Origin of the sequence: Achromobacter sp. HZ01 (assembly GCF_003267925.1) — a bacterium.
In the GTDB taxonomy this organism is placed as follows: domain Bacteria; phylum Pseudomonadota; class Gammaproteobacteria; order Burkholderiales; family Burkholderiaceae_B; genus Achromobacter; species Achromobacter pulmonis_A.
The window spans coordinates 1093164-1115036 of the sequence record NZ_LWKV01000001.1; the positions used below are offsets into that span (position 1 = coordinate 1093164).

The window sequence follows — 21873 nt, forward strand, 5'->3', positions numbered from 1 at the left end:
CCGGGGACGGCTTACGCGGCCTTGGCGCCCAGCTTGGTCTGGTACAGCCAGTTCTTGTAGTCGTCCAGGTCGCCGTCGAAGGGGCTGACCTTGCCGTCGGCCACGATGATGAACTGGTCGGTGGTGGCGCGCAGCAGGTGGCGGTCGTGCGACACCAGCACCAGCGTGCCTTCGAACTGCGCCAGCGCCGAGGTCAGCGCCTCGCGGGTTTCCAGGTCCAGGTGGTTGGTGGGCTCGTCCAGCAGCAGCAGGTTGGGGCGCTGCCACACGATGAGCGCCAGCGCCAGCCGCGCCTTTTCGCCGCCGGAGAACGGCGCGATGGAACTGGTGGCCATGGCGCCGTTGAAATTGAAGCTGCCCAGGAAGTTGCGCAGCTCCTGCTCGCGCACGTTGGGCGCGGCCTTGGTCATGTGCCACAGCGGCGATTCGTCGTGGCGCAGCATCTCCACCTGGTGCTGGGCGAAATAGCCGATCGACAGGCCCTTGTTGAACTGCGTGTCGCCGGCCAGCGTATCCAGCTCGCCGGCGATGGTCTTGATGAAGGTCGACTTGCCGGCGCCGTTGATGCCCAACAGGCCGATGCGCTGGCCCGCCTGCAGCGAGAAATTGATGCCCGAGACGATGATCTTGTCGGAGGCGGCCTGCGTGTCCTCGTCGATGCTGCGGTAGCCGGCGCTGACCCGGTCCATGGTCAGCAGCGGATTGGGCGCGCGCAGCGGCTCGCGGAACTCGAACGAGAACTCGGCGGCCGCGCGCAGCGGCGCCACTTCCTCCATGCGCGCCAGCGCCTTGATGCGGCTTTGCGCCTGGCGCGCCTTGCTGGCCTGCGCCTTGAAGCGGTCGATGAAGGATTGCAGGTGCGCGCGCTGGCGCATCTGCTTCTCCATCATGCCCTGCGCCAGTTCGAGCTGGGCGGCGCGCTGGCGTTCGAAAGACGAATAATTGCCGGAGTAGCGCTTGAGCTTGCGTTCGTCGATATGGACGATGACGTTGACCACGCCGTCCAGGAAATCGCGGTCGTGCGAGATCACGATCAGCGTGCCGGGATAGCGCTTGAGCCAGTCCTCCAGCCAGATGATGGCGTCCAGGTCCAGGTGGTTGGTGGGCTCGTCCAGCAGCAGCAGGTCGGACGGGCACATCAGCGCCTGCGCCAGGTTCAGGCGCATGCGCCAGCCGCCGGAGAAGCTGGTCAGCGGCAGATGCATCTGCGCCTGGGTGAAGCCCAGGCCGGTCAGCAGCTGTTCGGCGCGCGAATGCACGGTGTAGGCGTCGGCGTCGGCCAGCGCGGCGTAGATGTCGGCCATGCGCAGGCCGTTCTCGGCGCTTTCGGGCTCGGCCTCCAGGGCCGCCAGCTCGGCTTCCAGGCGGCGCAGCGTGACGTCGCCGTCGATCGCGTATTCGATGGCGGGACGGTCCAGCGCGGGCGTCTCCTGCGCCACGTGCGCCATGCGCCAGTTCGCCGGGAAATCCAGGTCGCCCTGGTCCGCGTGCAGCGTGCCGCGCAGCAGCCCGAACAGGCTGGACTTGCCGGCGCCGTTGGCGCCGATCAGGCCGATCTTGTCGCCCGGGTTCAGGAGCAGGTCGGCGCGGTCGAGCAGCGGCTTGACGCCGCGGGCGAGTGAAACTTGTTGGAAGCGGATCATGGAGGAGCTGGCGCGGCCGCGCTCCCGCCGCAGGCTGCGGCGCAAAGAGGGACCGGGGAAGGGTCGGTATTGTACAGATCCCCGGTAGGCGCCCTAAGCCCGCGATCGGGTCCTCACCTTGGCAGACCGGCGGCAAGCGCCTGCAGGGCAAGTTGAACGGCGGACTTGTGAACTTCTTGACGATCGACGCCGGGGAGGTCGATGCACAGTTCCGGCTCCAGCTTGCGTCCAGCCTCGGTCCCGGCGCAGAGCAAGGTGTAGTGTCCGACATGAGCGCCAAGAGAATGCAGTTTGCAACGCGGCAGTCGTTCCGCCAGCCACATGGCGCAGGGTTCGATAGGCGCTTCACGGTCGGCTTCTCCCGCCAGCACGGTCACGGGAACCGCGATCTCGGCGAGGCTGTTCGGCGTGAAGGCGCGCACCGGCGGCGCGGGAGCAAGGGCGACAACGACCCTTACCCGCGGGTCGGCGCAGGAAGCGGACTGGCGCTCCCACGATGTTCGAAAGACCGCGCTATCACGCAGCAACGGTTCAATATGACCACCGAGGCCCGGAAATTCGCGCGGCACCCGGCCGGAGTCTGAAGTTCCAGCCCATTGGTTGAAGCGATCCATATCGGTGATTGCGCCGAGAATGGAGACAGCCGTATATCCGCCAAGAGAGAAGCCGACGCACGCGACCCGTGAGGTATCGAGGCGGCCAGCGAAAAACCCCTCGTTTGCGAGCGAATCGAGCGCTACGGATAGATCCCGCGGACGTTCCCACCAGCACAGGAAACCCTCGGGTCGGTATGGCTCAGAAGCGGTATTGCCGTGATGATCGACACCGATCACCACATACCCGGCGGCAGCCAAGGCTCGGGCGATCCAGCCCAGGCTCGTCGCCGTTCCGCCGGTGCCGTGCGAGAGCAGCACGACGGGGTATTGCCGCCATTTCTCGTTGATCGGCGCGTCGCGCGCGACCGTTCCCATGAGGAACAGGGGCTCCGTGGAGGGGACTGCGAGCGGTCGTTCGACCGCATCGGGGGTCGCGGTGTACCACGCGTGCCAGCGAATAGGGCGTGGTCCGTCATTCGACCAGTTCCGGCGAGAGGCATCGTAGGCATGGCCTTGCCGATAGCCGACCTTGGAGCTTTCCATAGATACCCTCCTGACTTGCGCATTTCAAGCCCGTGCGATGGCCTCGGCCAGCGCCAGCACGCGCAGCGCTTCCTGCGCGTGCAGGTTTTCCACCAGCGCGCCGTCGACCACGGCCACGCCCTGGCCGGCGGCCTGCGCCGCGCGCCAGGCTTCCAGGCGCCGGCGCGCGCCGGCCAGTTCGTCCTCGGTGGGCGCGAAGGCGGCGTTGGCGGCCGCGATCTGTTTCGGGTGGATCAGCGTCTTGCCGTCGAATCCCTGGTCGCGCCCCTGCTTGCAGGCCGCGGCCAGGCCGGCGTCGTCGTGCAGGTCCAGGTGCACGCCGTCCAGCACGGCCAGGCCGTGGGCGCGCGCCGCCATCACCGCCAGCGAGCGCGCCAGCAGGGTTTCTTCGCGCGACGGCGTGTGGCGGGCGTGCAGGTCCTTGACCAGGTCGGAGGTGCCGACCACGATGGCGGCGAGCCGGGGATGGCCGCCGGCGATGGCGTCGAGGCGCAGAAAGCCCAACGGCGTTTCCGCCATCGCCCATAGCGGCAGGCCGGCGGGCGCGCCGGCTTCGTCCAGCGCCTGCGCCAGCGCCGCCAGTTCGGCGGCCGACTGCACCTTGGGCAGCAGCACGGCGTCGGCGCCGGCGCGGGCGATGACGCGTACGTCGTCGCGGCCCCAGGGCGTGTCCAGCGCGTTGACGCGCACCACGCATTCGCGCCGTCCGTAGCCGCCGGCGCGCAGAGCGGCGGCGACCTGTTCGCGCGCCTGCGCCTTGGCGTCGGGCGCGACGGCGTCTTCCAGGTCCAGGATCAGGACGTCGGCGTCCAGGCTGCGCGCCTTGTCGAGCGCGCGGGCGTTGGCCCCCGGCATGTACAGGACGGAACGGCGGGGACGGATAGGGGAGTGCATGGTCGGGATTCTCAGGGTTGGACGCCGCCGACGATCTGCACGGGTTCGGTGCAGACGTAGCCCACGCCGTAGACGGTGCGGATGCCGAGGTCGCCGCCGGTCTGTTCGCGCAGCTTGCGGCGCAGCCGGTGCACGTGCGCATCGAGCCGGTGGGTGTCGTAGGCCGCTGCGCTGGCGCCCAGGGCCTCGATCAGGCGGGCGCGCGACAGCGGCAGCGGGGCGGCCTGGACCAGGGCGCCGACCAGCCGGCTTTCGGTGTCGGTGATGTCCACGCGCACCTGCCCGGGCGAGAGCAGCACGCGGCGCGCCGGATCGAAGCGCCAGCCGCCGGGCCGGGCCTCGCCGTCGCCGGGCACCACGCGCAGGCGGCGGGCCAGCGCCACCAGGGTGGCGCCCAGCTCGGCCAGGTTGACGGGTTTGGTCAGGTAGTGGTCGGCGCCCAGGCTCAGGCCGGACACCTTGTCTTCGCTCAGCAGCCGTCCGGTGAGCATGATGATGCCCATGGACGGAAAGCTGGTGCGCAGGTGCGATACGCGGGTCAGCGCGTCGCCGTCGGGCAGCATGGCGTCCAGCACCAGGATGCCCGGGGTCACGTCGAGCAGCAGGCGGTCCAGCTCGGCCAGCGAGCCGGCGGTGAGGATGGGACCGCCCAGGCCGAGCTCGGCGATGAACTCGGCGATGGTATCGCGCCAGTCCCGGTGGTCGTCGACGATGACGATGGTCACGGCGAATATGGCGCCAGCGCTTGCACGAGGGGCGCTCCAAGGGCTAACACGCTATCCGCTCCTTCGATCCGAGGCTTGTTATCGGCGGAGAATATCATCAACGCCGCACTGCGGCATCGGTAAGCCGGCGCAGGCAGGGGTGGTCAAAAATTGAGCAGCCCCTGCGGCATCGCCCGAAAGGCCATCAGCCGTGCGCGCGAGCCATTCTTATCCACAGAAATTGTGGATAAGCGCCGGACCTGTGGATACCGCCGCTTCAGGCGGGCAGGCGCTCGACCGGAACGCCCGCGGGCACCTGGCGCAGCCGGTCGCGCGTGATGCGCAGCGCGGAAAAGCGCGTTTTGCGCGCCGCGGCATTCTGCAGCAGGACGGACAGCACCGCGCCCTTGTCCTGCACCCACTGGGTCTTGCCGCGCAGCAGCTTCATCGCGTTCTCGGCCGTGCCCAGGCGGTAGGACATGGCGTCGATCTGGATGGTGTGCCTGCCGTCGAAGCGCGAGGCGTCCTGGTCGGTGAGCGCGGCGGCGTCGAGGTTGCTGCTTTCGTGGTCGATGCGGTAGATGAACTGCAGGCCGCTATGCGGGTCCTGCACCACGATGAGCTTGTCCGAGCCGGAGACGTCGGACAGCATGCCGATCACCCGCGACTCGACCAGTTGGTTGCCGCGCTGCTCCTGCGTGTACAGGAAGATGGTGGGGAGGGGCGGGGCGGAGAAGCTGCTTTCCATATCGAAGACACCGTGCCTGTGACGCCGCCTTTTACGCCCGGGCGCGGCGCTGGCGCACCGCCTGCGCCAGCATGTCGAGCACCGGCTCGGTCTGGATCCAGCCCAGGCAGGCGTCGGTGATGGAGACGCCGTGGCGCAGCGGCTGGCCGGCCTTGAGGTCCTGGCGGCCTTCTTCGAGGTGGCTTTCGATCATGACGCCGGTGATGCGCGCGTCGCCCGCGGCCAGCTGGGCCGCGATGTCGCGCGCCACGTCGACCTGGCGCAGGTGCGACTTATTGGAGTTGGCGTGCGAGCAGTCGATCATGACCTGTTCGCGCTGGCCGGCCGCCCGCAGCGCGGCGCAGCTGGCGTCGACGCTGGCGGCGTCGTAGTTCGGGCCCTGTTTGCCGCCGCGCAGGATGACGTGGGTGTCCTGGTTGCCGCGGGTCTCGAAAATGGCGGCCATGCCCATTTTGGTCATGCCCATGAAGGCGTGCTTGGCGCTGGCGGCCACCATGGCGTCGGCGGCGATCTGCACGCCGCCGTCGGTGCCGTTCTTGAAGCCCAGCGGACAGCTCAGGCCGGAGGCGAGCTGGCGGTGGCTGGGGCTTTCGGTGGTGCGCGCGCCGATGGCGCCCCAGGAGATCAGGTCGGCGATGTACTGCGGGCTGAGCAGGTCCAGGAATTCGGTGGCGATCGGCAGGCCCAGGCCGCTGATGTCCAGCAGCAGTTCGCGCGCGCGGCGCAGGCCTTCGTTGATGCGGAAGCTGCCGTCCAGGCGCGGGTCGTTGATGTAGCCTTTCCAGCCCACCGTGGTGCGCGGCTTCTCGAAGTAGACGCGCATGACGATGAGCAGATCCTTGCGGTAGTGCTCGGCGGCGGCGCGCAGGCGGCCGGCGTATTCCATGGCCTGGTCGCGGTCGTGGATGGAGCAGGGGCCGACCACCAGCACCAGGCGGTCGTCGCGGCCGTGCAGCACGTCGGCGATTTCGGCGCGGCTGCGTTCGACCAGCATCTGGATCTCGCTCGATACCGGCAGTTCGTCTTGCAGCAGGGCGGGTGAGATCAGCGGCCGCACGGCGCCGATGCGGGTGTCGTCCGTGCGCGTATTGTCCTGGGTGGAGTCGGCCGTGCCGACCTCGCGGTCGTGCAGGGGATCGTCAATGCGGGTCAAGGGAAGCTCCGTGCCGTAGATGCGGGAAAGACCGCCATTATCGCACCGCGCAGCCGTCCGGTTGCCTACGTCCGGCTGATGGGCCGATTTCTACGTCTATCGGCGACGCTATGGCATTAACCCGTTAGCGATAAGGACAGGTCCTGCACCGATAACGTAGCATTGCGGCTACAGTGTTCCTGCGGCCGCCTGCAAGGGCCCGCCCTATTCGACTAGGACGGTAGACAATGCCTAAGACCGACGCCGGCGCGACCCGACGGATTCTTCTCGTGGAAGACCATCCCGTCGAACGCGCCTATCTGCAGAACGTGCTTCTGGCGTTCGGTTTTCGGCGGGTGGCGGGGCTGGGCAGCAGCGCCGAGGCCGTCGGCGCGCTGACGCGCCAGTTCTACGACGTGGTCATCAGCGACATCGTGGTGGGCGAGGGCGACGGCACGCGCCTGCCCAACGAGCTGCGCCGCCTGGTCGACGCCGGCCGCCTCAAGCGCATGCCTCCCATCATCTGGATCAGCAGCCTCAGCGACGAGCTGCTGCAATCGCACGTGCGTCTGGCGCTGCAGGCCGGCTGCCCGTCGGCTCAGGCGCTGTCCAAGCCGGTTTCGCGCAGCGCCCTGCAACAGGCCATGAAGACCGCGCTGCGCAGCATCGACGAACACGACGCGGCCTCGCCGCAGCCGAATGCCGTGCGCCGCGACGTGATGGAAGTGGCGCTGGGGCACGCGCTGATCACCGGCCAGGGCATGAGCGTGGTGCTGCAGCCGCAGATGAGCCTGTCCACCGGCCGCGTGCTGGCGGCCGAGGCGCTGTCGCGCTGGGAGCATCCCGAACTGGGCGCCATACCGGCGGTGGATTTCGTGCCGGCCGCGCACCGGCTGGGCCTGGACCGCATGCTGTTCAGCCGGGTCACGGACCGCGTCATCGAGGTGCTCGGCCGCATGCATGCCCAGGACATCGCGGTGCCCATCGCGATCAACGCCTCGGCGTCCACGCTGTGCACCCGCGACCTGCCCGCGCTGCTGGAGCAGCGCGTCGGGCAGGCCGGCCTGCCGGCGCGGCTGGTCAAGGTCGAGCTGACCGAGGACGAGCCGGTCACCGACTGGCTGGCGCTGTCCTCGGTGCTGAACCTGCTGCGGGTGCGCGGCTTCGAGCTGGCGATGGACGATTTCGGCGCCGGCATCGCCTCGATGCGGCTGTTCTCGGCCATGCCGTTCACCGAGCTCAAGATAGACCGCGACTTCATCGTGCACATGCATCGCGAGCCGGCCTCGCGCGCGGTGGTGGCCGCCGCGATCGAAATGGGCCGTGTGCTGGGCCGCCGCGTGGTGGCCGAAGGCGTGGAGCACGAGCGCGACCTGCAGCTGCTGCGCGAACTCGGCTGCGACGTGGCGCAGGGCTACGGCATCTCCATGCCGCTGGAGCCGGACGCCTTCATCGAATTCTGTCGCCAGCACTGAACGGCTTGACCGCAATCAAGCGCTCGCCCGCGGGCCGGCGGGCTGGCGGCCGCGCCGCGCTACCATTGATATAGGGACGCCTTGCCGGTCGGCGGGCGCCCGGACCTTCAAATGGAGCGATGGAACGATGCGACGCATCCTTGCTGCGGTGTTGCTGGTCTGTTTGCTGGCGTGGGCCGGCGCCTATAGCGCGCTGCCCCCCGCCGAACTCAATGTCTGGATCGTGCGCGATCAGCTGATCCTGCTGACCGGGCTTTCCGCTTACGCGGTGATGACGCTGATCATGCTGCTGGCGGTGCGGCCGATGTGGCTGGAGACGCGGCTGGGCGGGCTGGACAAGATGTACCGGCTGCACAAATGGAGCGGCATCCTGGCCACGGCGCTGGCCGCGGCCCACTACCTCATCAAGGTGGGCAAGCCGGTGCTGCTGGCCATGTTCGATCCCGTACCCAAGACGCCGCGCACGGCCGCCTTGCTGGACATGTTCCGCGGCTCGGCCAAGGACATCGGCGAATGGGCGGTGTGGATACTGGTGGCGCTGGTGCTGCTGACGCTGTGGCGCCGCTTCCCGTATCACATCTGGCGGCAGGTGCACCGGATCTCGGCCGTGATTTTCCTGGTGGTGGCGTTCCATGGCGTGGTGCTGGCGCCGGCGGCATGGTGGAGCCAGCCGGTCGGCTGGGTGCTGGCCGCCTGTACGGCGGTGGGCGGCGTGTGCGCGCTGATGGCGCTGGCCGGGCTGATCGGCCGTTCGCGGCGCTACAAGGGCCAGGTGCTGGCCATCGACGCGCTGTCCGACGACATCCTGTCGCTGACCTGCAGGGTGGAGGGCGACTGGCATCACCGCGCCGGGCAGTTCGCCTTCCTGACGGCGGACCGGCGCGAAGGCGCGCATCCGTTCACGGTGTCGGGCGCCGACGACGGCACGGGCCGCGTGGAGTTCTCGATCAAGGCGCTGGGCGACTACACACGGCGGCTGCAGAAAAGCCTGAAGGTGGGCCAGGCCGTGACCATAGAGGGGCCTTACGGCTGCTTCGATTTCGAGCGCGACGATGGCCGCCCGCAGATCTGGGTGGCCGCCGGCATCGGCGTCACGCCGTTCATCTCATGGCTGGAGTCGCTGCAGGCCGAGCCGGCCCGCGCGCCGAACGCCACGCTGTATTACTGCGTGCGCAACGCCGACGAGGCGCCGTTCGCCGAACGGCTGAAGACGCTGTGCGCGCACGTTCCCAACGTGACGCTGAAGATCCGCTACAGCGATACCGAACGGCCGCTCAGCGCGGCCGAGCTGGCGGCGGACCACAAGCCGGGCATGCCCTGGCCCAGCGTGTGGTTCTGCGGTCCGATCGGGTTCGCCGACGCGCTCAAGGACGGGCTGCATCGCCGCGGCATGCCGGTGGGCGAGCTGTTCCACCAGGAAGCCTTCCAGATGCGCTGATCAGAGGCCGGACACCTCGACGTCGGCCGGGTAGTCGACCGAGAACTTGAACACGGTTTCGCGCGTCTTGCCCGGTTCGAGTTCCCAGTCCCAGGCGATCCGGCCGTCGGCTTCGCGCTTGATGTCGCGCTCGGCCGGCGACAGCAGCTTGACCGTGATCTTCTCGTTGCGCGAGACCGGCAGGCGGTCCTTGAAGCTGATGCGCTCCTTGGTGGCCTTGTTGTTCTTGACCGTGAACTTGTATTCGTAGGTCACGCGCTGGCCGCTACCCGAAAAGCCGGTGCTCTCGGTATAGCGGTTGACCAGTTCGCGCTTGATCGAGATGCCGTCGTCGGCGCCCAGCGCCAGGTCCATCTTCTCGCCCGGCATCACCGCCTTGAGCCGGCCGGCGGCCACGAAAGCGTCGTCCAGGTAGGTATTGAGCGGCCCGGCCAGGAACGGGAAGGCGGTGTCGTTGCTGGCCTGCGCGGTCAGGTAGGCGGTTTCGCGCAGCGCGGGGGTGGACTGGTATTGCAGCGTGGCCGGCAGCTTGGCGGCGGCGATGGCCACGCGCTGGGTGGTGTTGTCCGAAGGCAGCGTGGCGGGGTTCTTGATCTGGAACGAGGCGCTGGTGGCTTCGTTCTGCACCTGCGCGGTGACGACCTCCACGGGCCGGGGCGCGGGCCTGGCCAGGGTGTAGGCGGCGTCCTCCATCGGCGCGCCGCTGCGCGCGCGGCTCTCGGCCGCGATCTCGGCCTGCTTGCGGGCCGTGGGCGCGGGCGGAGGCGGCGGGGCGGCCACGTCGACGATCCAGGGCTGCAGCGCCGGCGCGCCGCCGCCCAGCGAGGGGCGCGCGGTGGACAGGGTGAGCTTGACGTTGTTCCAGTCCTCGCCGGTGTTCTGGCGGATCACGCCGAAATATCCCAGGTCCACGCTGCGCTCGGCCAGGCGCAGGCGCGCGTCGTAGGCCGGCGTCCAGTGGGCGCCGCCCACGGCGTAGGTCAGGTTCAGGTCGACCTTGCCGGCGCGCGCCAGGTTCACGCGCAGCGTGACGGTCTTGCTGCGCCGGGCCTGCGTGTCCTGCAGCCGGGCCAGCTGGTTGCGCAAGGCTTCGATGTCGCGCTCCAGCGCCGCCTTGCGCTCGCCCACCTGGCGCAGCGCGGCCAGCGTACGGGCAAGCGAGTCCGCGCTGAGCGACTGGATGGCCTTCAATTCTTCCAGCGTCGGACGCGCGCCGTCCTTGCCCGGCTCGGTGGCGCCGCGCTGCATCATCAGCACCAGCTCGCGCTGGTTGTCCAGCACCGCGGCCTCGTCTTCGAGCGCGCCATGCCGGCCTTCCAGTTCGCGCAACTGGTCTTCCAGCTGCCGGACGCGGGCGTTGGCGGCGTCGGCCTGGAAGGCGTCGCTGACCTTCACGTCCAGCAACGTGGCCTGGCCGGTGCTGTTGGCGGAGACCTGGACCGAGTTTTCCTGCAGGGATGCGGGCAGCTTTTCCAGCACCAGTTCGTGCTCGCCGGCGGGCAGCTCGGCGCTGCTGGCGTTGCGTGTCACGACCGCGCGGTCCTGGTAGACCGTCACGGCGCCGATGGAAGAGGGCAGCCCGGCGGCCGCGCCCAGGCCGGGAATCGTCGCAATGGCCAGGGCCAGAAGAGTACGTCGCACGGGATCACCTTTATATGGAAGTTCGAAGCGGCGCCGGGCCGCGGACCCGGCGAGCGCGACAATTTACATTGCCCCTCTGGCGCCGGTTTTACAGAAGGTGTCAAAGCACTTCAGGAATCGGGGTGCGCCAGCTCGCGCAGCAGTTCGACCGCGTTGGACGCCGCGGCGGAGCGGTCGTGGCGGCGGTAGGCCATGTCCAGCAGCGCGTGCGGCGCGTCGCCCTTGATCGGACGGTACTCGATGCCTTGCGCGCCCATGTGGCGCATGGCCGCCGGCACCACCGAGATGCCGACCCCGGCCGCGACCAGGCTGACGATGGAGGCCATCTGCGGGGCTTCCTGGATCACGCGCGGCGTGAAGCCGGCGCGCTGGCAGGCCGACTGGATGGCGTCGTACAGGCTTGCGCCGATGGGCCGCGGATACAGCACGAAGTCCTCGTCGGCCAGCGCGGCCATGGGGATGGCGCGCTTGCGCACCAGCCTGTGGTCCGGCGGGAGCGCGACCAGCATGGGCTCGTTGAGCACGCGCTCGGACTCGAACTCCGGGTCGGCGACATAGGGAGGGCGCACGAAGGCCACGTCGACCTCGCCGGCGCGCAGGCTGCGCAGCAGCGACACGCTGGTGCTTTCGGTCAGCGTGATGCGCACGCCGGGATAGCGGTCGCGGTAGGCGCGGATGGCGCGCGGCAGGTAGGGATGGAACACGGCCGAGGCGGTGAAGCCCACGGTGATCGCGCCGCGCTCGCCGCGGCCCAGCCGGCGCGCCGTGTCCACGGCCCGGTCGGCGCCGGCCAGGATGGCGCGCGCGTCTTCCAGGAACTGGGCGCCGGCCTCGGTCAGCGCGATCCCGCGCGGCAGGCGCAGGAACAGCGGCGTGCCGATCTCGCGTTCCAGCTGCTGGATCTGCTGGCTCAGCGGCGGCTGGCCGATGCCCAGCCTGGCGGCCGCGCGGGTGAAATGCAGCTCTTCGGCGACGGCGGTGAAGTAACGCAGGTGGCGCAACTCCATGATGGCGCGGTCCTATCGTTATTAAATATGGTGGGTAGCAGTTTCATATATTGGACGTATGCAAGGGAAAAGTCTATCTTGAATGGGCGCGCCGGTTCTTCCGGCCCGATGTTTTTCGAGAACCCAGATGTCCGCCGCCATACCTTCTCCCGCCGCACCTTCCGATTACCTCGTCCGCGGAACGCCCAGCCTGCACCGCGCCCAGTGGGCCTTGTTCGCCGCCGGGTTCTCCACGTTTTCGCTCTTGTATTGCGTGCAGCCGCTGATGCCGCTGTTCACCCACGAATTCGGCGTGTCGCCGGCGCAAAGCAGCCTGGTGCTGTCGCTGTGCACGGGACTGCTGGCCGCGGCCATTTTCCTGGTGGGCCTGTTTTCGCAGTCGCTGCCGCGCAAGCGCGTCATGACGCTGTCGCTGGCGGCCTCGGCGCTGCTGGGCACGGTCGCGGCGGTGGCGCCGGACTGGCACAGCCTGCTGGCGCTGCGCGCGCTGCAGGGCGTGGCGATGGGCGGGGTGCCGGCGGTCGCGATGGCCTATCTGGCCGAAGAAGTCGAACCGGAGACGCTGGGCCTGGCGATGGGGCTGTACATCAGCGGCAGCGCCTTCGGCGGGCTGTCGGGCCGGGTCATCACCGGGCTGGTGGCCGACCATTTCGGCTGGCGCGCGGCGCTGGGCACGCTGGGCGTGCTGGGCATGGCGGCCGCGCTGCTGTTCGCCTGGCTGCTGCCGGCTTCACGCCGCTTCAGCGCGCAGCGCGGGCGCGGCTGGGCCGGCGTCTGGGCCGACGTGCGCGCCGGCGTGGGCGCCCACCTCCGGAACGGCCCGTTGTGCGCGCTGTTCGCGCTGGGCGGCCTGCTGATGGGCGCCTTCGTCACCGTCTACAACTATGTCGGCTTCCGGCTGCTGCAGCCGCCGTTTTCGCTGAGCCAGACCTTCATCGGCTCGATCTTCGTGGTCTACCTGGTGGGCATCTTCGCCTCCACCTATTGCGGCCGGCTGGCCGACCGCCACGGCCGCGGCCTCATGCTGTGCGCGGCCACCGGCCTGGCCCTGGCCGGGCTGCTGTTGACGCTGTCGGACTCGCTGCCCGTGCTGATCGCCGGCATCGTGGTGTTCACGTTCGGCTTTTTCGCCGCCCACGCGGTGGCCAGCGGCTGGGTAGGGCAGATGGCCCGGGGCTACAAGGCGCTGGCGGCGGCGCTGTACCTGCTGGTGTACTACGTGGGCTCCAGCGTGCTGGGCTCCCTGGGCGGACACTTCTGGGCCGACGGCGCCTGGGGCGGGGTGGCGGCGATGACCGGCGGGCTGCTGGCGCTGGCGCTGGCGATCAGCGCCGGCCTGTACCGGCGCGCCGGTCGAGCGGCCGCCTTGCAGCAGGCATAGCACAAAAGCGATTAATTCTCATTTAAACTCTTGGCTCGATGCATTCCGATCCGAGAGCCGCGATGCCTGATTCCATCTCCGATTGCCAGACCCTGCGGCGCGAACACGCCGCGCTGTTGGCCGCCTACGGCCAGGCCCAGTCCCATTGCAGCCGCCTGTTGACCGCGCAGGCGGCGCGCATACTCCACCTCGAAGCCGAAACCATGCGGCTGCGCGCCGCCGTCATCGTGCGCGACACGGCGCTGGCCTGGGCGCGCCAGGACCGCGAGGCGCTGGAGCTATCGGCGCCCGGGCTGCCCAGACGCGCGGCGCTGGCGCGCACCGTGACCCAGCTGATCGAACGCATCCGCACGCTGTCGCGCGAACGGCTGGCCTGGCAGAGCCAATGCGGCGGCGCGCGGCCGCCCGCCGCCGCCGGCATGCCGGCGGCGATGGCGTTGCAGCGCAAGTCCGTGCTGTGCGTGGGCGCCGACGCCGTGGCCCTGGCGCTCACGCGCAAGGTGGTGGAGACGGCCGGCGGACGCTACCTGGGCCATAGCGGCGACGCGCACAGCGCCGAGGCACTGGAAGCCAGCCTGGTGCAGGCCGATCTGGTCATCTGCCAGACCGGCTGCGTCAGCCACGGGGCTTACTGGCGCGTGAAGAACCATTGCACCCGCACGGGCAAGCAGTGCGTGCTGGTCGACAAGCCGGAAGCCTTGAGCGCGCTGCGGCTGGACAGGGAACCGTTGCGTCGAGTTACCTAGCGTTTCGGCAGCCCGGCGTCCCCCGCAATACAGTCTTGGTGGTGGGGGAGCCTAAATGCTGACCAAGCGAGACCGCGTCGCGCTGCCCTGGACGGACACCCTGGCCCGTCTGGAGGATGAGCGCATCATGCTCGAACGCATCGCCGCCGGCGTGCCGCTGGCGCAGGTGCTGGAGCACGTGCTGCACGCCATCGAGGCGCAATCCAGCGTGGAGCTGCGGACTTCCATCGCGATGTTCGACGAAGCCGCGGGCTGCCTGCGGCACGGCGCGGCGCCCAGCCTGCCGCCCGCGTTCAACGCCGCGGTCGACGGCGCGGCCATCGGCCCGGACATGGCGTCGTGGGGCGCGGCCGCGCACTCCGGCTGCCCGGTCTATGTCGAGGACATCGCCACAAGCCCGATCTGGGCGCGCTGGCGCGACCTGGCGCTGGCCAACGGGCTGCGGGCCTGCTGGTCCACTCCGATCAAGGCGCCCGACGGCCGGCTGCTGGGGGTGTTCTCCAATTACTACGGCGCGCCGCGCGCGCCGTCGGCGCACGATATCGACGCCATCGCGCTGGTGACGCGCAGCGCCGCGCTGGCCATCGAACGCCACCTGACCGAATCCGCGCTGCGCCGCAGCGGCCAACGCTGGCGCACCATGTTCGAAGGCATGCAGGAGGCCTTCTTCCTCAGCGAAGCCCTGCGCGACGACGACGGGCGCATCATCGACTTCCGCTTCCTGGAGGTCAACCCGGCTTTCGAGCGCCAGAGCGGCATGCAGGAGGGCGACACGCTGGGCCACACCCTGCGCGAGATGATCCCGGGCGTGCCGGGACAGATCATGGACACCTTCGCGCGGGTGGTGGAAACCGGCGAAGCGGCGCAGTTCGAGTTCGCCGTATCCACACCCCGGCAGGCCTGGTACGAGGCGCGCGTGCGCAAGGTGGAGGCGGACCGCATCATGGCGCTGTTCCTGGACGTCACGGCGCGCAAGGCGGCCGAAGGCGAGTTGTGGGAAGGGCAGCACCGCAAGAACCTGCTGCTGGCGCTGGGCGACCGCATGCGGGAACTGCATCTGCAGAGCGTGATCGAACAGGCCGCCTGCGAAAGCCTGGGCCAGCACCTGGCGCTGGGGCTGGTCGCGGTGCTGGACGGGGCCGGCGGCGAGACGCCGCCCACGCTGTCGGCCTGCTGGCGCTCGGCCGCCGACAGCGAAAACCTGGAGCCGCTGCAATTGGACCGCCTGGGCGACGAATACTACGCCGCCCTGGCGCACGGGCGCACCACCTATCTGCAGCCTCTGCTGGCGCAGGTCCAGGGCGATATCCGGCCGTGGGCCATCGTGGTGCCGACCCGCCGCTGGGGCCGGCCGGACGCGGCGCTGCTGGCGCGCCCGCAGGCGGGCAGCCGGTTGCGCCACGCCGACATCGCGTTCATCGAAGAAGTGGTCGAGCGCATGTGCGGTGCGGTCGAGCGTTCGCAGTACGCGCGCGTGCTGGAACAGCGCGTGGAAGACGCGATCGCCGAGCGCGACCGCATCTGGCGGCTGTCGCCGGAACTGCTGGCGGTGGTCGACCGGCAGGGCCGCTTCGTCAGCGTCAACCCGGCGGTGCGCACGATCCTCGGCTGGAGCGCGGAGCAGTTTCTGTCCATGAGCCTGCCTGAGCTGATCCATTCCGAGGACCTGGCGGCCACGCTGGCGGCCTGGGTCCGGCCGGCCGACGGCGAGCCGGCGCAGACCGTGCGGCACCTGGAGAACCGCGTGCTCAAGCGCGACGGCGGCCATTGCTGGATCACGTGGAGCATGTCCTGGTCGAACGACAGCCTGTACATGGCGGGCCGCGACGACACCGACCTGAAGCTGCAGGCCGAGGCCCTGCGCGAAGCCGAGACCGCCTTGCGCCAATCGCAGAAGATGGAGGCGGTGGGCCGCCTGACCGGCGGCATCGCCCACGATTTCAACAACATGCTGCAAGGCATCAGCGGCGCCCTGTACCTGATCGAGCGCAAGCTCGGCGCGGGCACGCCGGAACAGGCGCTGCGCTTCGTCGCGGTGGCGATGGATTCTGCCAATCGCGCGGCCCATCTGACCCAGCGCCTGCTGACGTTTTCGCGCCGCCAGCCGATAGACCCCAAGCCGTTCAGCGTGGCGTCGGCGCTGCAGTCCATGGCCGATCTGTTCCGCCGCTACACGGGCGAACGGGTACGGCTCACCTTCGACGTGGAGCCCGGCCTGTGGACCGTGTGCTGCGACAAGAACCAGTTCGAGAACGCCATGCTGAACCTGGTCATCAACGCGCGCGACGCCATGCCGCAAGGCGGCGTACTGACGGTGGCCGCGCGCAACCTGCGGGGCGACGAACCGTCGCTGCGGCAGGCGCTGGAAGTGCAGCCGGGGCCATTCGTGGAAGTGGCGGTCTCCGACGAGGGCTGCGGCATGACGCCGGAAGTGCTGTCGCACGCCTTCGATCCGTTCTACACCACCAAGCCGCAGGGAGAGGGCACCGGGCTGGGCCTGTCGATGATCTACGGCTTCGCCCGGCAGGCCGGCGGCGCGGCGACGCTGCAAAGCGCGCTGGGCCAGGGCACCACAGTGCGGCTGCTGCTGCCGCGCCATGAAGGCGCGGAGGAATGCGCGCCGCGGCGCGCGGCGCCCACGGAGCCGGCGCCGCCGCTGAAGTGCAAGGCGGTGGTGGTCGTGGTGGAGGATGACGCCAACGTGCGCGACATGGTGCACGAATGTCTGGTGGAGCAGGGCCTGCAGGTGCATACCGCGGCCGACGGCGAGGCCGGCCTGAAACTGGTGCTGTCCACGCGCGACATCGACCTGCTGGTGACCGACGTGGGCCTGCCGGGGTTGAACGGACGGCAGCTGGCCGACGCGGCGCGGGCGGCCTATCCCGACCTGAAGGTGCTGTTGATGACCGGCTACGCCGGCAAGGCCGGACGCAACGGCGACCTGCTGGAGCGCGGCATCGAACTGATCGTCAAGCCGTTCTCGCTGGCCACGCTGGGCGAACGTGTGCAGCGCATGCTCCAGACCGCGGGAGCGCCCGGCGCCTAATGCTGGCGCCGCAGCTCGGCCGGCGGCACGCGCAACTGGCCGCGGTACTTCGATACCGTGCGGCGCGCCAGCAGGATGCCGTTGGCGGCCAGTTGCTGGGTCAGCGCCACGTCCGACAGCGGCATGGCCGGGTCCTCGGCCTCGACCATTTCCTTGATCAGGGCGCGCACCGCGGCCGCCGAGCAGGAGCCGCCCGATTCGGTGGCCAGCTCGCGCGAGAAGAAGTGGCGGAACTCGAACACGCCGCGCGGCGTCACCATGTACTTGCCCACGGTGGCGCGCGATACCGTGGACTCGTGCATGTCCAGGTCGTCGGCCACTTCGCGCAGCATCAGCGGGCGCAGGGCCACGTCGCCGTACTCGAAAAAGGTCTGCTGGCGCTTGACGATGGCCTCGGCCACGCGCTGGATGGTGGTGTAGCGCTGCTCGACGTTGCGCACCAGCCAGCGGGCCTCCTGCAGTTCCTGGGCCATGGGGCTGCGGTCGTCGAGGCGGGCGCGCCGGAACAGGTCGGCGTAGGTGCGGTGCAGCCGGGCCTGGGGCATGGCGTTGCGGTTGGGCAGCACGCGCCAGCGCGCCTGCCATTTGTCCACGAACACGTCCGGAATCACATAGGCCGGCGCCTCGGCGCTGTAGCGCGCGCCGGGCTTGGGGTCCAGGCTGCGGATCAGCGCGCAGGCCTGGCGCAGCGCGTCCTCGGTGCAGCCCAGGGCGCGCCGCAGGCCGGCGCTGTCGTTCTTGGCCAGGCGCGGCAGATGCTGCAGCACGATGTCGCGGGCCAGCGCAAGCGTCTCCGGCGCGGCCTCGGTGTCGGCGGCCAGCTGCAGCATCAGGCATTCGGACAGATCGCGCGCCGCCAGGCCGGGCGCGTCGAGCTGCTGGACCAGGCGCAGCGCCATCATCCATTCGGCCTCTTCGGGCGGCGGATCGAACTCGCCCTGAGAATTGCCGCAAAGCTCGCACAGGGAGGTGCGCAGATAGCCGTCGTCGTCCAGCGCGTCGATGATGAACTCCGCCAGCAGGCGGTCGCGCGGCTTCAGGTGGTAGTTGCCCAGTTCCTGCGACAGGCGCTGGTGCATGGACGGCGTGGCGCAGACCCATTGGGCCTGGTCGATCGAGCCGTCGCCGGCGGCCCGTGTGGGATAGTCTCCCGAATAGGAGGGGGCATCGGGCGGAGGCTGGTCGGCGTCGGAAGCCGGCGCCGGCGCTTCGGGCGCAGGGGCTTCGTGGGCGGCGTGCGCCTGCGGGGCAGGCGCCGGCGCGCCGTCCTGTTCGTCCTCGGGATTTTCCAGGAACGGGTTGGTGGCCAGCGCGTGTTCCACCGCGGTGGTGAATTCCAAGGCTGTCATCTGCAGCAGCTTGACCGATTGCTGCAGGCGGGGCGCCAGAGTCATTTGCTGGCGCAGGCGCAATTCTTGCGTAGGGTAGCCCAATCGAGACTCCAGGATGAGGGCCGCCGGACGGCAGCGCACCCTGGTATACATGCAAATTCCGTGCCAGCCGCGGCGGCGGGCGGGCAGGCGGCCCGCACGCGCCGCGCAGGGCCGGTATTACAAAGCCGCGGTAAGAATTGCCCAGCCGGCCGGTTCAGCTTTCGCCTACGTCCAGGCCGTAGGCGTCGAGCCGGTTGTAAAGGGTCTTGAGGCTGATGCCCAGTGTCTGCGCCGCCAGCCGCTTGTCGCCCTCGTGGTGGGCCAGCGTGGCCAGGATGTACTCGCGCTGGGCGCGTTCCAGCGGCATGCCGACGGGCAGGCATAGCGTGCCGTCGCGCAGCTCGCCGCGAGGCACGTCGCGCGCCCGCGCCAGGGCGCTGGCGTCGAGCTCGGCGTCGGCCAGGATATAGGCGCGCTGCACCGTGTTGCGCAGCTCGCGCACATTGCCCGGCCAATCGTGCTGCGCAATCGCATCCTGCATGGCTCGGGAGAAGGTTTTTTGCGTGCCGTGCTCGCGGTTCAGCGTGTCCAGGAAGCGCTGGGCCAGTATCCGCGCGTCGTCGCCGCGCTCGCGCAAGGGGGGCACGCGCAGCGGCACCACCAGCAGCCGGTGCAGGAAATCCTGCCGCAGCCGGCCTTCGGCCACGGCGGCCTGCGGGTCGCGGTTGCTGGCGCAGATGACGCGCACGTTGGCGCGCAGCAGGTCGGCCCCGCCGACACGCTGGTACGTGCCCGATTCCAGCACCCGCAGGAAGTGCACCTGCATGTCCGGCGGCATCTCGGTCACTTCGTCCAGGAACAGCGTGCCGCCGCTGGCGTACTCGAAATAGCCGGCGTTCTGCGCCACCGCGCCGGTGAAGCTGCCTTTTTCGTGGCCGAACAATTCGGCATGCGCCAGCGTGCCGCTGATGGCGCCGCAATTGACGGCCACGAACGGCTGGTCGCGGCGGTCGCTGGTTTCATGGATGGCGCGCGCGACGATTTCCTTGCCGGTGCCGCTTTCTCCCACGATGAAGACGCTGGCGTCGGTGGCGGCCGCCAGCCGGAGCTGGGAGGCCAGTTTCTGCATCGCCGGCGAAAGGCCGTCGGCGTCCATCAGCGCCGAAGGGGAGGCGGCGGCGGCATCGCGCGCGGCGGCATTGACAGTGCGATTGGCCATGCGGATTCCTTGGCCCGGGCGCGGGCCGTTGTCCAGATTGCATCGTAGAGGGCGGCCGCGGCGGCGTATGCGACCAGTTGCAAGTATTCGAAAACGTTGATGGAAAGTATCCAATATTTACCCATCGCGCGACGCCAGCCGCTATGCTGAACCGTGGCTCAACAAGGAGCAGGGAATGCCCCATTTGCTGATCGTCGACGACGACGCCGCGATACGCGAAACGCTGGCCGAAATAGGCCGGGACAGCGGCTTTTCGGTGGCGCTGGCCGCGAGCATCAAGGATGCGATGATCCAACTCGAACGGCAGGCGCCCGATCTGGTCCTGACCGACGTCCGCCTGCCCGAGGGCAGCGGCATGGACATCTTCAAGAACGCGGCCGCGGCCAGCGCCGAGGTCGTGGTGATGACCGGCCATGGCACGGTGGACAACGCCGTGCAGGCGCTGCGGCTGGGCGCCACCGACTACCTCGTCAAGCCCATCTGCATGGAGCGGCTGAACGATATCCTCACGCGCATCGCCGCGGGCGCGGGCGGCGACCTGGCCGGCCAGCCGTTCGAGGAGCCGGGACGTTTCGGCAAGATGTACGGCGCTTCCGAACGGATGCGGGACCTGTACCGCCAGCTGGGACGCGTGGCGCCCACCAACGTCACCACCCTGGTCATCGGCGAAAGCGGCACCGGCAAGGAACTGGCGGCCCACGCCATCCATGAACTCAGCCCGCGCCGGCAGCGGCCCTTCATCGCGGTCAATTGCGGCGCGATTTCGCCCAACCTGATCGAAAGCGAAATGTTCGGCCACGAACGCGGCAGCTTCACCGGCGCCGACCGCCAGCACAAGGGCTACTTCGAGCGCGCCGACGGCGGCACGCTGTTCCTGGACGAAGTGACCGAGATGCCGCTGGACCTGCAGGTCAAGCTGCTGCGCGTGCTGGAGACGGGCCAGTTCATGCGCGTGGGCACCAACCGCGAGATCGCCTGCGATATCCGCATCGTGGCCGCCACCAACCGCAACCCCGAACAGGCGGTGCGCGAAGGCAAGCTGCGCGAGGATCTGTATTACCGGCTCAGCGTGTTCCCGGTGGAGCTGCCGCCGCTGCGCGAGCGCGGCGACGACATCCTGCTGCTGGCGCGGCGCTTTCTCGCCACGCAGAACCAGGAGTCGGGCACCAGCAAGGATTTTTCCCCGGCCGCGCTGCAACGGCTGCAGCAGTACGAATGGCCGGGCAATGTGCGCGAGCTGAAGAACTTCGTGCGCCGCGCCTTCATCATGGCCGACGGCAATGTGCTGGAGGCCGACATGCTGGCGCCGCAGGTGTCTCCGTCGGGCGCCTCGGCCACGGGCGGGCGCGTCAGCGTGCCGGTGGGCGAAACGCTGGCCGAGGTGGACCGGCGGCTCATCCTGGCCACGCTGGAGCGCTGCAACGGCGTCAAGAAGCAGACGGCGGCGATGCTGGGCATCAGCCCCAAGACCCTGTACAACCGGCTCGAAGAATACGCCGCGGCGGGCTATGTGCTGCCGGGCGAACCCGGGGCCCGCCCGCCGCGGCGCTAAGGCCTTATTTGCCGTAGCGGGCCTTCAGGTCCGCGATACAGGCATCCTTGGCGTTGCCCGACATGGCGTCGCATTTCTCCTTGCCGACCTTATAGTCGGCGTCGTTGCGCGTCTTGGCGGCGTCGCGGTTGGCTTCGGCCTTCTGCTTGCCGGCCTTGGCCTCGGCCTTGGCCTTGTCGCGCGAGGCTTCCGCCTCCTGCTGGCAGATGTCCTTCTGGTTGCCCTTCATCGCGTCGCAGCGCTTCTTGTCGAGTTTGTACTGATCGTCGATCTGGTCGTCGCTGCGCACAGCGGCGGCGCCCGACGCGGGCTGCGCCGGCGCCTGGAAGGCGAGCGCGCTCAGGCCCAGGGCCACGGCAGGAAGAACGGCTAGGGACAGTTTCATGGTTGACTCCTCGGGTTGTGGTCCGACCACGCGCGGACCCGGGCGTCGACACGCAAGCGGCGTTCCCGGCGGGCCGGGCATGCGGCTTGCAGACCCGTTCGCGTTGCAGCAAGAGAGGGATCGGCATGGATACCGAACGTAAACGCGACGGCGGCGCGCGCGCCAATACGCCGCAGGACGAGACCGAAGCCGCGCATCGCAGCGGCAAGCTGGGCGCGGACAAGCCGGGCTTCGGCAAGCTGCCGGCGCATCCGGCGCGCCCGGCCGACAAGAAACCGAACGAGAAGGGGCCAGAGTTCGAAGAGGGCGGCCAATACCCGGGCAAGCGTCCCGGCGGCAAATAGGCGGGA

At 69.3% G+C, this 21873-nt stretch carries 18 protein-coding genes; 7 read left to right on the plus strand and 11 right to left on the minus strand.

What is annotated here, in order from left to right; genetic code table 11:
- Positions 1 to 11 precede the first annotated feature (11 nt).
- The 6 genes from A6B37_RS05170 to A6B37_RS05195 all read right to left on the minus strand — a co-directional run bounded on the left by A6B37_RS05170 (position 12) and on the right by A6B37_RS05195 (position 6281).
- Positions 12 to 1643 carry an ATP-binding cassette domain-containing protein gene (locus A6B37_RS05170; RefSeq protein ID WP_102771234.1) on the minus strand — a complete coding sequence of 544 codons (1632 nt, stop codon included), beginning with the start codon at positions 1641 to 1643 and terminating at the stop codon, positions 12 to 14.
- A 113-nt stretch (positions 1644 to 1756) separates the two neighbouring features.
- Entirely contained in the window at positions 1757 to 2782 is a 1026-nt protein-coding gene (locus A6B37_RS05175) for an alpha/beta hydrolase (protein ID WP_111825101.1), read from the minus strand.
- A gap of 24 nt (positions 2783 to 2806) precedes the next feature.
- Positions 2807 to 3676 carry a CoA ester lyase gene (locus A6B37_RS05180; RefSeq protein WP_111825102.1) on the minus strand — a complete coding sequence of 290 codons (870 nt, stop codon included), beginning with the start codon at positions 3674 to 3676 and terminating at the stop codon, positions 2807 to 2809.
- 11 nt (positions 3677 to 3687) lie between these two features.
- Positions 3688 to 4401 (minus strand): response regulator transcription factor, encoded by a 714-nt coding sequence (locus tag A6B37_RS05185; RefSeq protein WP_111825103.1) that lies wholly within the window; start codon positions 4399 to 4401, stop codon positions 3688 to 3690.
- A gap of 256 nt (positions 4402 to 4657) precedes the next feature.
- Positions 4658 to 5128: a hypothetical protein gene (locus A6B37_RS05190; RefSeq protein WP_102771230.1), complete on the minus strand. Its 471-nt coding sequence runs from the start codon at positions 5126 to 5128 to the stop codon at positions 4658 to 4660.
- Between the two features lie 31 nt (positions 5129 to 5159).
- Complete coding sequence (locus A6B37_RS05195; RefSeq protein WP_102771229.1) at positions 5160 to 6281, minus strand: 3-deoxy-7-phosphoheptulonate synthase; 1122 nt, start codon at positions 6279 to 6281, stop codon at positions 5160 to 5162.
- A 227-nt stretch (positions 6282 to 6508) separates the two neighbouring features.
- Between A6B37_RS05195 and A6B37_RS05200 the strand changes: the two genes are divergently transcribed.
- Positions 6509 to 7735 carry an EAL domain-containing response regulator gene (locus A6B37_RS05200; protein ID WP_102771228.1) on the plus strand — a complete coding sequence of 409 codons (1227 nt, stop codon included), beginning with the start codon at positions 6509 to 6511 and terminating at the stop codon, positions 7733 to 7735.
- Positions 7736 to 7862: 127 nt separating this feature from the next.
- The gene (locus A6B37_RS05205) at positions 7863 to 9173 is read left to right on the plus strand and encodes a ferric reductase-like transmembrane domain-containing protein (protein WP_111825104.1); all 1311 of its coding nucleotides are present in this window, start codon (positions 7863 to 7865) and stop codon (positions 9171 to 9173) included.
- Here A6B37_RS05205 and A6B37_RS05210 read toward each other — a convergent pair whose 3' ends face one another.
- Together A6B37_RS05210 and A6B37_RS05215 are read right to left on the minus strand one after the other, a co-directional pair.
- A complete protein-coding gene (locus tag A6B37_RS05210; RefSeq protein WP_246842369.1) occupies positions 9174 to 10814 on the minus strand; it encodes a mucoidy inhibitor MuiA family protein in 1641 nt (546 codons plus the stop codon). It lies immediately after the preceding gene.
- 110 nt (positions 10815 to 10924) lie between these two features.
- Positions 10925 to 11821, minus strand: coding sequence for a LysR family transcriptional regulator (locus tag A6B37_RS05215; RefSeq protein WP_102771226.1), 897 nt, complete (start codon positions 11819 to 11821; stop codon positions 10925 to 10927).
- 127 nt (positions 11822 to 11948) lie between these two features.
- Here A6B37_RS05215 and A6B37_RS05220 point away from each other — a divergent pair, with 127 nt between their 5' ends.
- From A6B37_RS05220 to A6B37_RS05230, 3 genes are all read left to right on the plus strand, one after another.
- Positions 11949 to 13202, plus strand: coding sequence for an MFS transporter (locus A6B37_RS05220; protein WP_111825105.1), 1254 nt, complete (start codon positions 11949 to 11951; stop codon positions 13200 to 13202).
- Between the two features lie 62 nt (positions 13203 to 13264).
- Positions 13265 to 13948: a DUF2325 domain-containing protein gene (locus tag A6B37_RS05225; RefSeq protein WP_102771224.1), complete on the plus strand. Its 684-nt coding sequence runs from the start codon at positions 13265 to 13267 to the stop codon at positions 13946 to 13948.
- 55 nt (positions 13949 to 14003) lie between these two features.
- On the plus strand, positions 14004 to 16994 hold the full coding sequence (locus A6B37_RS05230; RefSeq protein ID WP_111825106.1) for a PAS domain-containing protein: 2991 nt from the start codon (positions 14004 to 14006) through the stop codon (positions 16992 to 16994).
- On the opposite strand, the gene A6B37_RS05235 is transcribed toward A6B37_RS05230, so the two are convergent.
- Both A6B37_RS05235 and A6B37_RS05240 read right to left on the minus strand, forming a co-directional pair.
- Complete coding sequence (locus A6B37_RS05235) at positions 16991 to 18427, minus strand: RNA polymerase factor sigma-54 (RefSeq protein ID WP_281492751.1); 1437 nt, start codon at positions 18425 to 18427, stop codon at positions 16991 to 16993. The two genes, A6B37_RS05230 and A6B37_RS05235, sit on opposite strands and share 4 nt — an antisense overlap.
- Positions 18428 to 18581: 154 nt before the next feature.
- On the minus strand, positions 18582 to 19523 hold the full coding sequence (locus A6B37_RS05240; RefSeq protein WP_281492752.1) for a sigma-54 dependent transcriptional regulator: 942 nt from the start codon (positions 19521 to 19523) through the stop codon (positions 18582 to 18584).
- A gap of 238 nt (positions 19524 to 19761) precedes the next feature.
- Here A6B37_RS05240 and A6B37_RS05245 point away from each other — a divergent pair, with 238 nt between their 5' ends.
- Positions 19762 to 21138, plus strand: a complete 1377-nt coding sequence (locus A6B37_RS05245; protein ID WP_111825109.1) for a sigma-54 dependent transcriptional regulator — start codon at positions 19762 to 19764, stop codon at positions 21136 to 21138.
- A gap of 4 nt (positions 21139 to 21142) precedes the next feature.
- On the opposite strand, the gene A6B37_RS05250 is transcribed toward A6B37_RS05245, so the two are convergent.
- Positions 21143 to 21523, minus strand: a complete 381-nt coding sequence (locus A6B37_RS05250; RefSeq protein ID WP_111825110.1) for a hypothetical protein — start codon at positions 21521 to 21523, stop codon at positions 21143 to 21145.
- Positions 21524 to 21648: 125 nt separating this feature from the next.
- On the opposite strand from A6B37_RS05250, the gene A6B37_RS05255 reads away from it, so the two are divergent.
- Positions 21649 to 21867, plus strand: a complete 219-nt coding sequence (locus tag A6B37_RS05255) for a hypothetical protein (RefSeq protein WP_111825111.1) — start codon at positions 21649 to 21651, stop codon at positions 21865 to 21867.
- Positions 21868 to 21873: the final 6 nt, after the last annotated feature.